We start from the raw sequence: 13,851 nt of genomic DNA on the forward strand, positions 1-13,851 counted from the left end.
TCCCTAAGATTGATACTGTGAAAATATGATAAATTAAAAGTAAATAATCCAGCATCTTCAAAAGGGGTGGAGAACATGTTATTAATGGTAATGGCATTAGTAATTACTGGGGCGATTGGTTTAGTTATTACAGCGGAATTAAGTGCGGAAGAATAAGAAAAAGCATCGGTCGTACAAATGGCCGATGCTTTTTGGTGTTTTATTTATTTTCAGTCAAATGTAGGAATTCATTAATATCCTCTATACAAATGTGAACAGCTTTCTCCCAGAAATCCTTTTCCGTTAAATCAACCTGAAGATGCTTCTTTGCGAGACTTTCCACTGTCATAGACCCAGTATCCTTCAAGAGGGCAATGTACTTTTCTTCATAGCCTTTCCCCTCTTCTAATGCCTGCGCGTAAATTCCTAGTGAGAATAAATATCCAAAGGTATATGGGAAGTTATAAAACGGAACGTCTGTTATAAAAAAGTGCAATTTAGATGCCCAGAATAACGGATGGTATTCTTCCAAGGCATGACAATATGCTTCTTTTTGGGCCCCAAGCATGATTTCATTTAATCGATCAGTGGAAACCGTTCCATGCTTTCTTTCCTCATAAAAACGTGTTTCAAAAATAAATCGTGCATGGATATTCATTAACAGTGCAACTGTACGTTGAATTTTATCATCCAACAGGGCTAATTTTTCTTCTTCGTTCTTGGCATTTTTTACGGAAGCATCGGCTACAATCATTTCGGCAAATGTTGAGGCCGTTTCAGCGACATTCATTGCATAATTACAATTAAGGTAAGGCAGCTCTCTCATCGCATAGGAATGAAAGCCATGACCAAGTTCGTGCGCTAATGTCGATACATTTGACGGGGTGCCGGAATAAGTCATGAATATGCGAGATTGTTTGCTTTCAGGTAAATACGTACAAAAACCACCGGGTGCTTTTCCAGGGCGGTCTTCTGCTTCAATCCATTGCTCTTCAAAGGCTTGTTTCGCGAATGCAGCCATTTTATCACCGAAATGAGCGAAATTCCGCTCAATGAAGTCAGCACCTTCTTGATAGGAGACCTTTGAATCATTATTGCCATACGGCGCCTCCAAATCAAACCAGCTGAGTTTTTCAATTCCTAATAGTTTAGCTTTTCTCTCAAGGTATTGAACGAGCTTCTGCTTGTTTTCAGTAATAACGGTCCACATTGTTTCAAGTGTTTTCTTTTCCATGCGGTTTATGCTGAGTGGTTCCTTTAAGACATCTTCCCAGCCTCTTTTTTCGTATACGCTTAACCGAAATCCTGAAAGATGGTTTAAGGTTTTTGCTAAGAATTCAGCTTGATCTCCCCATGCCTCTTCCCAATTTTTAAAAACCGTTGCACGCACTCGGCGGTCGGTGGAGGAAAACTTGTTATGGGCTTGACCGACTGATAATAATTTCTTGTCCCCGTCTTCTTTAACCGCTACTTTAATTTGGCTGACAATGAGGTCATACAACTGTCCCCAGCTATGGTACCCATCCACTTCCAAGGCGTTGATTAAAGCCTCTTCTTCTTTAGAGAGCTTTTCTTTCGCTTGTTCTCGACTTTCCGTTAACACAAACGCAAGCTCGTTTAAAGCTTCTGTATCGACGATTTTGTGCCAAACCTCTTCATCAATTGAAGTCAGCAAAATATCCAGTGAACCCAGCGCGGCTTGGAAGCTAGCATTAAGGCTAGTTATTTTTGAATCAAGAGAATAAGCTTGTTTATCCCCTGTATTTTGGGCAAGTAAACAGTCAATAAAGGATCGAGCTTGTTCCAATTTCTGGGCAGAATTCTCTATATCAGTGATCAATTTCTGTAAATAGTTGACGTCTTCAAGCGAATTGGCCGGTCGCCAGCTGTTGACGTTTGCTTCGAATTTCTTAATCAACTCTTCTGTTTGCCGTAAATGTTCTTGAAATTCAGCCGAACGGCTTCCCCCAGGAAAAAATACGTCCAGATTCCACACCTCTGAATAGGTATTAGTTGTCATGTATGTACCCCCTTTAATCTTTACCATTTCATTATATGTTTCCTCTTTCGAAATATCTATTTTTAGAGCCACAAAAATAGCTTATGCAGAGTGCACAAGCTTACGTCTTTTTAATAAAAGCTGGTATACCACCACCAGGCGCCAAAAATAAGTAAAAGGATAAATAAAACGATTAGAACTGCAAACCATACACCGCCGTTTCTGCCGGGATATGCAGAGTAAGGAGCAGGATAACCGTACGCATAACCATAAGGCATGTATAAATCCTCCTTTCTCATATTATTATTATTCTATGTCATCATCAACCTAACGTATTAGGCTATTGCGGAGCATATAAACTTTATCATTTGACAATCGAAAGGATTCTACGGTATAAGTGGATGGAAACGATCGCAATCACCATATTTTAAGTTTAATATGTAATTCCAGGGGGAAATCATGTTGAAGGCCCAAAGAAAAGTTATGTTCATATTTATTACTCTACTGGTTATTTTGGCCGTAGGCTGTTCAAATACGGAGTCAACACCTAAAAACACCGGGAAAAAGACAGTAGATGTACAAGGAAAATTCGCCATTGCAAATGCGCAATCCTTTAATATTAGCCGTTTTTATGGGATTGGCTATCCGGGCAATGACAGCGCACTTTATGTAGCTACCAATAAAGGGCTAAAAATGTATAAAGATCACAGTTGGTTAGAAACCACGGTAAACAATCATAGATATTTTGGATTTCAGGCTATTAAGGACGGATTCATAGCCAGTGGGCAGCCACAAAAGGGGACTGATTTGAAGGACCCGCTTGGTATAATTGAAAGTAAAAACCAGGGACAATCGTTAGAAAAATTAGCTCTCTATGGAAAAATTAATTTTGTATTTATGGCTGCGAGCTACGAAGGTAACGGGATTTATGTCATCAGTGACCAGTCGGATAATGGTTTACGTCCCGGGGTTAATTATTCGCTAGATAAGGGGAAAACGTGGAACCAATGTGAGTTAAATGGCTTTAGTGCTGATTCAATGGGGATGCTTGCGGTTCATCCTGAAAAAGCGAATGTAATAGCTATGGCTACACGGTCAGGAATCTATTATTCGACCGATAACGGCCATACAATGAAATTAATAACCGATCCAAATATGGTCACAGCCCTAACCTTTACAGGTGATACTATTCTTTTTTCAAGCGTGGAAAATAACAAAATTATGCTGAAGTTGATGAATCCCGCAACTGGCAAACAAGCTGAATTAAACTTTCCATCCCTAGATTATGAAAATCCGATTACCTATTTAGCAGTTAATCCCCAAAACCATAATCAAATCGCATTTACTACTTATAAAAATGATCTTTATGCGTCAAATGACGGCGGAATTAATTGGGAAATGTTAATAAAAGGTGGTAAAAAAGAAGAGCCGAAATAATCGGCTCAATTCTTCTTTTTCCGTTCCTTTTCAGCTCGATAAAATTCGTGAAACATTTTCATTAATGCCCGTTTTTCTATTCGTGATACATAGCTTCGAGAGATTCCGAGTTCTTTGGCAATTTCACGCTGTGTTTTTTCTTTTTGCAAATCCAGCCCAAATCGCCCAACAATGACCTCTTTTTCCCGATCATCGAGCACCTCAATGTATTTTCTGATTTTCTCCAATTCCATATTTAACTGGATCGTGTCAATGACATCTTCTGATTCTGATTTTAATACATCAATCAAAGATATCTCATTTCCCTCTTTATCTTGCCCGATGGGATCATGCAAGGAAACATCCTTTTTTGTTTTTTTAAGAGCTCGTAAATGCATAAGTATTTCGTTTTCAATACACCGAGCGGCATATGTGGCTAGTTTGGTTCCTTTTCCTTCTGAGTAACTTTCAATCGCCTTGATCAACCCAATGGTTCCAATTGAGATTAAATCCTCGGAATCCTCGCCGGTATTTTCAAACTTTTTGACAATATGCGCGACAAGTCTTAGATTATGCTCAATTAACAAATTGCGTGCATGTGAATCCCCCTCTGCCATTAAGCGCAGGTATTTCCTTTCATCTGCAGCGGATAGGGGTTGCGGGAAAGCATTGTTTTTTACATAGGATACCAGAAATAAAAATTCCTTTACTAAATATCCAAGAGCTGTCAAGATTCCAGACATCCATATCCACCCCCGTTATTGGACTTTAGCCTATTACTAATTCCTATGAAGAAAACAGGAAATTGTGTCTGTCCAGAAATTTTTATTTCAAATTAGTGCTAAGATATTAGAAAAGCGGAAGCGCCCTGGTCAGCGGTGTATGGCCTCCTTGAAAAAGCTAACGCTTTTCCTTAGTGCGATGCAATGCTCCCGAAGCATTCCTTGTGGAGTCTCTCCACTGAGATAAAGGAAACACGAAGAGCTGGAGGTGATTCGATGTTGACTTATCGTAGGGCGGAGAGCGAAGGACACTAGCCGCTAGGGCGCTGGAGCTAGACAATTCTCAAAGCCAGACCTTTTATACCTTCAAAGTGAAAAGACTTGCCCGCCCTGAGGCTTAAGCAAGTCTTGTAAGATGTAAGATCACACTTTTTTTAGTTTAAAGGTACTGACCATAAGGAAGGATAATATGATCATAATAAATAAAAATAACTCGGGTGGAGCATAGGGGATCGTCAAAAAGCTCAATGTCGCGATGACTCCTGCAGCAGTAATCGGTAAGCCGGTAAAGTACCCATTGCTTTCTGTAATATTAAATCGTGCCAGTCTAAAGGCACCGCAGCCAATATAGAAAACAGTGAAAAATGAACCCGGTCCGCCAAATTCATGTAAAATACCTTGATATAGTAATAGTGCAGGTGCAACCCCGAATGATATAATATCACTCATGGAGTCTAATTGTTTCCCTAGTTCTGATTCAATATTAAATTTACGGGCAATCATTCCATCAAAACGATCAGCTAATGCTGCAACAAAAATAAGGAGTAAACTTAATCGTAAATTGCCATGAAGTCCAAAGATAATCGCAAAACCACCTAATGCTAAATTGGCCAAAGTAATGACATTGGCTGTTTGCGACTTTAACTTCTTTATAGTCTGATCAAGCACATCAAGCAAAAACATTCTCCACACCACTCCTTTCAAACTGGAAGGAAATCTCATTTTATTTTATAATATTTAATTTTAAGGGTTTTATGTCTATTCGTAAAGAGTATTTTTACACTATTTGGGGGTCATCTAATGTTACAACCTTTTTACCGACTGTTAATTGAACTGACAAATGGGAAATGGACATCTGTTATTTTAAAAAAGTTTTCCCGTTCATCAGTGAGTCGATTTATGGTGCCAATTTTCGCTAGAGCTTACCATATTAATCAGACTGAAATGCTTCAACCATTACATGAATTTCCGACACTGCATGATCTGTTTATTCGAAAATTAAAAAGCGATGCGAGAAATATTGATTCGGATGCTAATTCCGTCGTCAGTCCAGTCGATGCGGTTATTGAAGACGTCGGACCGATAACAGAAACAAGTGATATACTTGTAAAGGGGAAAATCTACTCCATTGATGAGATGCTAGGAGATCGAGAGGTATTACAGAAATATTTGAATGGTACATATATGATTTTATATTTAAGTCCAAGTCATTACCATCGTATCCATAGCCCGGTGGATGGTACGGTTATAAATCAATGGACTTTGGGGAAAAAGTCATACCCCGTCAATAAGTGGGGCTTAAAATATGGGATTCGAACACTCGCTAAAAATTATCGAGTTATTACTGAGGTAAAAACTTCATTTGGGCATGTTACCATTGTAAAGGTCGGGGCGATGTTCGTGAACTCAATTGAAACAACTCATGAAGGGTCTGAATTGGAAAAAGGGAAGGAAATGGCTTATTTTAGTTTTGGTTCCACAGTCGTTCTACTATTTGAGAAAGATTCATTTGAGCTCGATTCACAAATTAATACCCCGACGGAAATCAAAGTAGGAGAAAGATTAGGAATCCTAAGAAAAAGTTAAACGGCGCATGGGCAGCGCCGATTTCTTTTTAACAAAAAGAAAAGCCCATCTTGGGCAATAATATGATTAGGAAGACTTTTTGATATTAATGGATAAGGAACGGCGGCGAATTTCCGATTCAATAAGATGAATAAATTCAGGACACAACTTTAGTTCCCTGGCTTTAAAATAAGATTCAATCAATAATTCATCTGACAGTTTACGCATGTCAGATCCACCTCCGATTTGAATAAAAATAGTTCTGTGATTAATAGTTCTGACATAAAATGGTATGTTCAGTTGGTGTACCCTAAATCTACCAAATTTATTCCTGAAGGACAATGACCTTATATATCCACAAGAACAAGTGGATAACTTGTGAGTACATTGTTTATAAAGAATGAAAAGGTACTTGATTCCTTGGGTATAATGTTAATAACTTTATCCACAATTGCTGAAAAGGTTGGGTTTTGTCGAAAAATATTTTTTTCTACAATAAAAAAAAGCCATATTTCCCTTTTCTTTTGAATCAATGATAAAAATTAGTTATGATGGTACATGAATGATTTCGAAGTTAATGAGGTGCTGACTCAGTGTTAAAACAATTCTTGCCTAATGAACATGTTAAGAACATTTTTGAGATAAAACCTGATCAATTAAAGGCGCGCGGGGTAAAAGGTATTATCACCGATTTAGATAATACTCTTGTGGAATGGGATCGACCAAGCGCAACGCCCCGTTTAATTGAATGGTTTGAGGAAATGAAAAAAAATAATATACTGATTACGATTGTTTCTAATAATAATGAAGAAAGAGTTAAGGCATTCGCTGATCCCCTTCAAATTCCATTTATTTTTAGAGCAAAAAAGCCAATGATTCCAGCCTTTAATAAGGCATTGTCACAAATGGAGCTAAACAAAGACGAAGCAGTGGTCATTGGTGATCAGTTGCTAACAGATGTGCTTGGAGGAAATCGTGGCGGTTTTCATACAATTTTAGTGGTACCAGTCGCACAAACAGATGGCTTGGCTACCAAATTTAACCGTTTTGTGGAACGGCGCATCTTAAATTGGTTCCGCAAAAAAGGGATGCTGCAATGGGAGGATTAAAGTTTGAGTGAACATCAATATGTATGTATGGGCTGCGGTGTAAAAGTTCAGTCCGAAGACCCTGAACAACTGGGCTACGCACCGGCATCTGCCTTGGAGAAAGAAGCAATTATTTGCCAAAGATGCTTTCGATTAAAGCATTATAATGAAGTTCAGGACGTAAATTTGACAGACGATGATTTTTTAAAGATTTTGAATGAAATTGGCAGTCAAGATGCCTTAATTGTTATGATTGTTGATATCTTTGATTTTAATGGAAGTTGGCTGCCAGGATTACATCGCTTTGTTGGTAAAAATAAAGTCCTGCTTGTCGGTAACAAAGTGGATTTGCTACCGAAGTCTGTAAAACATCATAAATTGGTTAATTGGATGAAGCAGGAAGCAAAAGAACTTGGGTTAAGACCTGAAGGAGTATTTCTGGTAAGTGCCGGAAAAGGGTGGTCGATTCAAGAAACAGCAGCAGCGATTGACGAACACAGAGATGGTAAAGACGTTTATATCGTAGGATGCACCAATGTCGGGAAATCAACATTTATTAACCGTATTATCAAAGAAGTCACCGGGGAAGGAGATGTGATAACCACCTCGCATTTTCCGGGAACAACACTGGATATTATAAAAATCCCACTTGATGATGGAAAAGCTCTCACTGATACACCGGGAATCATTAATCATCATCAAATGGCACACTTTGTTGATAAAAATGAATTGAAATTGATTACGCCTAAAAAGGAAATTAAACCAAAGGTGTTTCAATTAAATGAAGGACAAACCCTATTTTTTGGCGGGTTGGCACGTTTTGACTTTGTTAGCGGCGGAAGGAACTCATTTGTTTGTTATGTTTCTAATGACTTGAACATTCACCGAACCAAAACTGAAAATGCAGATGAACTTTATGAAAAGCATGTTGGGGAAATGCTGACTCCTCCAGGGAAGGAACATTTAAAAACATTTCCCGAGTTAGTAAAACATGAATTTACTATAAAGGAAGCCAAAACAGATGTTGTATTTTCCGGGCTTGGCTGGGTGACTGTTAATGAACCCGGAGTGAAAGTGAATGCGTTTGTTCCGAAAGGTGTTCAAGCGCTAATCCGCAAATCGCTTATATAAAAAGTTAGGTGAGGAGAAAAGTGAAAAAATTATATGCCGTTATAGGAGATCCAATTGGACATTCCATGTCACCGGTTATGCATAATGATTTATTTTCCTACTATCAAATCGATGCCCATTATATGCCATTCCTAGTTAAAGCTGAACAGCTTGAGGATGCTGTAAGAGGGCTAAAAGCAATTGGTATTGGCGGATTTAACGTGACGGTTCCACATAAAAGCGGTATTATTCCTTTCCTAGACGGTGTTGACGAATTAGCAGCCGATATTGGGGCAGTTAACACAGTGGTTAATGAGGATGGCAAATTGATAGGCTATAATACCGACGGGCCGGGATTTTTACAAGGGTTAATGAATGAGCTTCCTTCTATTGAAGGAAAAAACATTCTTGTGATAGGTGCCGGAGGGGCCGCAAGAGCGATCTATTTTACCCTCGCCAAGGAACGTGCTGTCGAGATTGATATTGCCAATAGGACAGTAAGCAAGGCAGAAAGCCTAATTGATGATTGTCCTTATCAATCATCATCCATTGCTCTCTCCCTCGAAGATGCTGGAAAAAACATGGAGAAATACGACTTAATTGTCCAAACAACCATGATTGGTATGGCGCCTAAAACGATGGAGTGCCCACTCGATCTTTCTGTGATTAAACATCAAGCATTGGTTTGTGATATCATTTATAATCCACTGCAGACGAAGTTTTTACAAGAAGCGGAGCATAAGGGAGCACGTATACAAAATGGGATTGAAATGTTCGTATATCAGGGTGCTTTAGCATTTGAAAAATGGACTGGCATCTTTCCTGATGTAAAAAGAATGAGAAATATGGTGTTAAAACAACTAGGAGGCAGTACATGTTAACAGGTAAACAAAAAAGATTTTTACGTTCAAAGGCTCACCATCTGGATCCAATTTTTCAAGTGGGAAAAGGTGGAGTAAATGAAAATATGGTGAAACAAATTACTGATGCACTTGAAGCAAGAGAGCTGTTAAAAGTGAGTGTGTTGCAGAACTGTGATGAGGATAAGACAGTAGTTGCGGAGCAATTGGCCGATGGTTCAAATGCTGAATTAGTGCAAATTATTGGGAATACGATTGTGTTATATAGGGAGTCAGTAGAACATAAACAAATTATTCTGCCGTAATGATTTGGAGGTCTGGCATGAGGAAGATTGGAATTTTAGGTGGAACGTTTGACCCACCACACAATGGACATTTATTGATTGCCAATGAAGTTTTGGGCTCACTCCATCTTGATGAAATCTGGTTCATGCCAAACCAGGAGCCTCCACATAAAAAAAAATCGGGTTTTGTTAGTAATGAACACCGCTTGAAGATGCTTGAGCTGGCCACGCAAACTCATCCAGATTTCAAGATTCAATCGATTGAACTTGAGAGGGAAGGTCCGTCCTATACTTTTGATACAATGAGTTTGCTTTCCACTAAATATCCGGACTACCAGTTTTTCTTTATTATAGGTGCTGACATGATTGAGTACCTCCCGAAATGGTATAAAGTAGAGGATTTGGTAAAGTTGGTTCAATTCGTTGGCGTAAAACGACCAGCGTATAATCACCATTCAGACTATCCCGTTCTATACGTTGATGTGCCAGCAATGGATGTATCTTCAAGCATGATCAGAGAACGGCTTGAAAATGGGAAAACGGTTCGTTATCTGTTACCTGATGCGGTTATTCAATATATTGAGGAGAAACAGTTATATGGAACGTGAAGAAGCCTTAAAACTTGTAAAAGTTCAATTAACGGAGCACCGGTATCAACATACATTGGGGGTAATGGAAACGGCAATTAGCCTTGCCAACCAATATGGTGCCGATGTAAAAAAAGCAGAACTGGCAGCCATTTTTCATGATTACGCGAAATTCCGCCCAAAAGAGGAAATGAGAGAGATTATAGTGTCACAAGGATATCCGCAGGATTTACTTGAATATAATGCTGAGCTGTGGCATGCCCCTGTAGGAGCTTATCTTACAAAAATAGAAGCCGGGCTTACGGATCGTGAAATACTTGATGCTATTCGATATCATACCTCGGGTAGACCGGGAATGACCTTACTCGAAAAGATTGTATATTTGGCGGACTATATTGAACCCGGCCGGCATTTTCCAGGTGTTGATGAAGTGAGGGAAATGGCCCAAAATAATCTAGACCAAGCCTTAATAAAGGCAGTCCAAAACACGATTTTTTTCTTAATGAAAAAAAATCAAACGGTCTATCCGGAAACGTTTTTTACTTATAACGATTTAGTTAAAGGGTCAATTGGTTAAGGAATGATGTGAATTTTCATCTGTTGATGGGAGTGCTAATTAACAGCCACGTTTAAAAGAGTTACTTCAAAAATGGAAGGATTGATTAAATGGATAATCAACAATTATTGAAACTTACTGTAAAAGCGGCAGATGATAAGAGAGCGGAAGAGATTATCGCTCTTGATATGAAAGGGATCTCTTTAATTGCTGATTACTTTGTTATTTGTCACGGAAATTCGGATAAACAAGTACAGGCGATTGCACGAGAAATCAGAGAAAAAGCAATGGAAAAGGGATATGATGTCAAAAGAATGGAAGGCTTTGATGAAGCAAGATGGGTCCTCATTGATCTTGGGGATGTTGTAGCACATGTATTCCATCGTGATGAAAGAAGCTACTACAATTTGGAACGTTTATGGGGCGACGCTCCAAAAATGGATATTCTCAGTGAGTTGAATTCATGAGCTACGAACATTTTGCCTATTTGTATGATGAATTAATGAGGGATGCACCCTATGATGATTGGGTACAGTATGTAAAAAGCAAAATGTTAAAATACGGAATCAAAGGAAACCGGATGCTGGATTTAGCCTGCGGAACCGGAGAACTTTCCGTTCGTTTTGCAAAAGAAGGCTTCCAAGTAACCGGAATTGATTTATCCGAAGATATGCTCGCTGTTGCACAAATGAAAGCGGCAGAAGCTGGTCTGCAAATCCCTTTTTATCAGCAAAATATGGCGGCTTTAGAGGGTGTTGGGAACACTGACATCATTGGTATTTTTTGTGATTCTTTAAACTACCTTGAAACGGAAGAGGAGATTAAATCCACCTTAGACCATGCACACCGAGCATTAAATGATGGTGGCCTATTGATTTTTGATGTCCATTCCATCTATAAAGTTTCAGAAGTGTTTGTTAATCAAACTTTTGCTATAAATGAAGATGAAATTTCCTATATTTGGAATAGTTTCCCGGGTGAAGGCTCGAATAGTGTGGAACATGAGCTCAGCTTTTTTGTTTTAGATGAAAAAAGCGGTAAATATGATCGTTATGACGAACTCCATTTCCAACGAACCTATCCTGTAGAGCATTATTCCTCTTGGTTGGCTGAGTCCGGTTTTAAACTTCTTGAAATCAATGCAGATTTTGAAGAACAACCACCGCAAAATAATTCGGAGCGTGTCTTTTTTGTTGCCATGAAAAATTAAAGCCATCTTTTTTTGAAAAAGATGGCTTAATTTGAATAGAAAAGCAGGAATTTACATGATGTTCACGAATTATAGTTTAGAGAATACGATTTCCACCTTTTCTAACTCCTCTTTAAACTTTCCATGAGTTGCTTGAAATAAATGTTCAAACACCTCACCTAACTCGTTTTCCAATACCTTAATACCTTCTCCGGTAATCCCGCCTTTTACACAGACCTTTTCTTGCAACGATTGCAAGGTATAATGCTCTTGTTTGATTAATTCCCCAAGTCCGATAATCATTTCACTTGCTAGTAATCTTGCCACTTTCTCCTCGATCTCTGTTTCTTTCACTGCGGCATTTATAAAAGCTTGAAGTAGATAACTAAAAAAAGCAGGCCCACAGCTTACAATATCGGATGCAACTCTGGTGATGTTCTCGTTAATGGGAACCGGCTCTGATATTTTCATCATTAATTTTTCAACTTCTATCCTCCAATAATCGCTGCAAAGGTCACCGTACGTTACCAATGATACGCCTGAAAGAGCACGGTTTGTAATGCTTGGGATAATCCGGACAACGGAGCAGGATACCTTACTCTCAATTTGATTGGTACTGATTGGACTTGTAATAGAAATCAAACATTTGTCCTCTGTTAGATGCGGGTTTATTTCATCAATTACTTTAAATACCTCCAACGGCTTTACACAAATAAAAATTAAATCGGATTGTGCTGCAACTTCAACTGCATTCGCCCCAACACTGATATTTTTATATTTATCTCTAAGCAAGATTGCTTTGGCTCTCGTCCTGTTTGCTATGATCATAGAAGAAGGGGATACGGCCTCACTGTCCAAAAAAGCCTCTACTAATATCCTCCCCATATTACCGGTGCCGATAATACCAATATCCATTAATACGACCCTCCTTCGTTTCCGTGTTTCTTTTATAACCTTATGAAATCGATTCATAAAATATGACTTTGAAAGGATGGTTCATCCATGAAGAACTGGCTAATTGAGCATAAACTTTATGCAGTTATGGCTTTATTTTTTGTATTAGGGGGCGGTTCTTATCTTTATTATCAACATGAAAGTCAAACTCAGTCCATATCCACCCAAGACCTTATTTTGGAGGAAAAGAATCAGCATCAATTAGATGATAAGCAAAGCGAGAAACAAAGCGTAGAAGATAAAGTGATGATGGTCGATATAAAGGGGCAGATTAAAGAGCCAGGAGTATATCGGGCAAATATTGGGGAGAGGGTCATTGATATTATTACCCGAGCAGGCGGGATCACCGAAACGGCTGATGAAAGCCAAGTGAATTTTGCTGAGCATGTTGAGGATGAAATGGTCATTTATATTCCTCAAAAGGGAGAAGAGGGTGATTTTGCACCTGGTTCAACATCCGGGACAAACGCGGTTGGCACTTCTGGGCAAAATCAAGCAAAAATAAATCTAAATAAAGCGACCGAGACAGAACTGCAAAATCTTCCCGGAATCGGACCGGCAAAAGCAGCTGCCATTATTGAATACCGTGAATCTAATGGACCATATAAAGCAGTCGAAGATTTAAAAAATATTAGTGGAATTGGCGATAAAACATTTGAAAAATTAAAAGATCTAATTGTAGTTCGATAAATTCAATTATTGACCAAATGGACAAGCGCTATTACACTTAAACAAACAAGATTTTTGCAGGGAGTGGAGAATGTGAATCGTATTTCTTGGGATCAATATTTCATGGCGCAAAGTCATTTGCTAGCCTTAAGAAGTACTTGTACCCGTTTAACTGTCGGTGCAACCATTGTCAGGGATAAGCGGATTATTGCAGGAGGGTATAATGGGTCGATTGCAGGAGGAGATCATTGTATTGATAAAGGTTGTTATGTAATTGATCATCATTGCGTACGGACGATTCACGCTGAAATGAACGCCTTACTGCAATGTGCAAAATTTGGTGTTCCAACTGATGGTGCAGAAATTTATGTTACCCATTTTCCGTGTCTTCAATGCTGTAAGTCGCTTATCCAAGCGGGTATTAAAACGGTTTATTATGCTACTGATTACAAAAATCACCCATATGCTGTTGAGTTATTTGAACAAGCAAATGTAAAGGTTGAAAAAGTAGAATTGTCCAACCCTGTGATTGATTTTAGAAAAGTAATGCAATAAAACCATAAACGCCGGTTTATAGAGGCCGGCGTCAAATT

Annotated in this window: 17 protein-coding genes and 1 pseudogene; 12 read left to right on the plus strand and 6 right to left on the minus strand. The window is 38.7% G+C overall.

The genetic code is table 11. The features are described 5' to 3' along the window. Positions 1–199 precede the first annotated feature (199 nt). Both V7083_RS17545 and V7083_RS17550 read right to left on the minus strand, forming a co-directional pair. Positions 200–1,999: a M3 family oligoendopeptidase gene (locus tag V7083_RS17545; RefSeq protein WP_335480277.1), complete on the minus strand. Its 1,800-nt coding sequence runs from the start codon at positions 1,997–1,999 to the stop codon at positions 200–202. Positions 2,000–2,109: 110 nt separating this feature from the next. Next, positions 2,110–2,256, minus strand: a complete 147-nt coding sequence (locus V7083_RS17550) for a hypothetical protein (protein ID WP_335480280.1) — start codon at positions 2,254–2,256, stop codon at positions 2,110–2,112. Between the two features lie 181 nt (positions 2,257–2,437). Here V7083_RS17550 and V7083_RS17555 point away from each other — a divergent pair, with 181 nt between their 5' ends. Beyond that, on the plus strand, positions 2,438–3,415 hold the full coding sequence (locus V7083_RS17555; protein ID WP_335480282.1) for a F510_1955 family glycosylhydrolase: 978 nt from the start codon (positions 2,438–2,440) through the stop codon (positions 3,413–3,415). A gap of 5 nt (positions 3,416–3,420) precedes the next feature. Here V7083_RS17555 and sigK read toward each other — a convergent pair whose 3' ends face one another. Together sigK and pssA are read right to left on the minus strand one after the other, a co-directional pair. Beyond that, on the minus strand, positions 3,421–4,137 hold the full coding sequence (gene sigK, locus V7083_RS17560) for an RNA polymerase sporulation sigma factor SigK (protein WP_335480284.1): 717 nt from the start codon (positions 4,135–4,137) through the stop codon (positions 3,421–3,423). A gap of 402 nt (positions 4,138–4,539) precedes the next feature. After that, positions 4,540–5,079, minus strand: a complete 540-nt coding sequence (gene pssA, locus V7083_RS17565) for a CDP-diacylglycerol--serine O-phosphatidyltransferase (RefSeq protein WP_335480286.1) — start codon at positions 5,077–5,079, stop codon at positions 4,540–4,542. A gap of 117 nt (positions 5,080–5,196) precedes the next feature. Between pssA and V7083_RS17570 the strand changes: the two genes are divergently transcribed. Next, entirely contained in the window at positions 5,197–5,982 is a 786-nt protein-coding gene (locus tag V7083_RS17570; RefSeq protein WP_335480288.1) for a phosphatidylserine decarboxylase, read from the plus strand. Between the two features lie 66 nt (positions 5,983–6,048). Here V7083_RS17570 and V7083_RS17575 read toward each other — a convergent pair whose 3' ends face one another. Beyond that, entirely contained in the window at positions 6,049–6,189 is a 141-nt protein-coding gene (locus V7083_RS17575; protein ID WP_335480290.1) for a sporulation histidine kinase inhibitor Sda, read from the minus strand. 365 nt (positions 6,190–6,554) lie between these two features. Between V7083_RS17575 and V7083_RS17580 the strand changes: the two genes are divergently transcribed. The 8 genes from V7083_RS17580 to V7083_RS17615 all read left to right on the plus strand — a co-directional run bounded on the left by V7083_RS17580 (position 6,555) and on the right by V7083_RS17615 (position 11,656). Then, entirely contained in the window at positions 6,555–7,070 is a 516-nt protein-coding gene (locus tag V7083_RS17580; protein WP_335480292.1) for a YqeG family HAD IIIA-type phosphatase, read from the plus strand. 27 nt (positions 7,071–7,097) lie between these two features. Then, positions 7,098–8,180, plus strand: coding sequence for a ribosome biogenesis GTPase YqeH (yqeH, locus tag V7083_RS17585; RefSeq protein ID WP_438823740.1), 1,083 nt, complete (start codon positions 7,098–7,100; stop codon positions 8,178–8,180). Positions 8,181–8,200: 20 nt separating this feature from the next. Next, positions 8,201–9,040, plus strand: coding sequence for a shikimate dehydrogenase (aroE, locus tag V7083_RS17590; RefSeq protein ID WP_335480296.1), 840 nt, complete (start codon positions 8,201–8,203; stop codon positions 9,038–9,040). Beyond that, positions 9,034–9,324 (plus strand): ribosome assembly RNA-binding protein YhbY, encoded by a 291-nt coding sequence (yhbY, locus tag V7083_RS17595; protein ID WP_335480298.1) that lies wholly within the window; start codon positions 9,034–9,036, stop codon positions 9,322–9,324. The genes aroE and yhbY overlap by 7 nt, the downstream gene beginning before the upstream one ends. A 17-nt stretch (positions 9,325–9,341) precedes the next feature. Next, complete coding sequence (locus V7083_RS17600; RefSeq protein WP_335480300.1) at positions 9,342–9,911, plus strand: nicotinate-nucleotide adenylyltransferase; 570 nt, start codon at positions 9,342–9,344, stop codon at positions 9,909–9,911. Further along, complete coding sequence (gene yqeK / locus V7083_RS17605) at positions 9,901–10,467, plus strand: bis(5'-nucleosyl)-tetraphosphatase (symmetrical) YqeK (protein WP_335480302.1); 567 nt, start codon at positions 9,901–9,903, stop codon at positions 10,465–10,467. Before V7083_RS17600 ends, yqeK begins: the two co-directional genes overlap by 11 nt. An 89-nt stretch (positions 10,468–10,556) precedes the next feature. Beyond that, a complete protein-coding gene (gene rsfS / locus V7083_RS17610; RefSeq protein WP_335480304.1) occupies positions 10,557–10,913 on the plus strand; it encodes a ribosome silencing factor in 357 nt (118 codons plus the stop codon). Then, a complete protein-coding gene (locus V7083_RS17615; RefSeq protein ID WP_335480306.1) occupies positions 10,910–11,656 on the plus strand; it encodes a class I SAM-dependent DNA methyltransferase in 747 nt (248 codons plus the stop codon). Before rsfS ends, V7083_RS17615 begins: the two co-directional genes overlap by 4 nt. Positions 11,657–11,725: 69 nt before the next feature. On the opposite strand, the gene comER is transcribed toward V7083_RS17615, so the two are convergent. Further along, on the minus strand, positions 11,726–12,550 hold the full coding sequence (comER, locus tag V7083_RS17620) for a late competence protein ComER (protein WP_335480308.1): 825 nt from the start codon (positions 12,548–12,550) through the stop codon (positions 11,726–11,728). 87 nt (positions 12,551–12,637) lie between these two features. Between comER and V7083_RS17625 the strand changes: the two genes are divergently transcribed. Together V7083_RS17625 and V7083_RS17630 are read left to right on the plus strand one after the other, a co-directional pair. Beyond that, positions 12,638–13,279: a helix-hairpin-helix domain-containing protein gene (locus V7083_RS17625; protein WP_335480310.1), complete on the plus strand. Its 642-nt coding sequence runs from the start codon at positions 12,638–12,640 to the stop codon at positions 13,277–13,279. Positions 13,280–13,351: 72 nt separating this feature from the next. After that, positions 13,352–13,798, plus strand: a pseudogene (locus V7083_RS17630) (ComE operon protein 2); the annotation flags it as partial. Positions 13,799–13,851: the final 53 nt, after the last annotated feature.

The organism is Bacillus sp. JJ1764 (genome assembly GCF_036962145.1).
Lineage (GTDB): Bacteria > Bacillota > Bacilli > Bacillales > Cytobacillaceae > Neobacillus.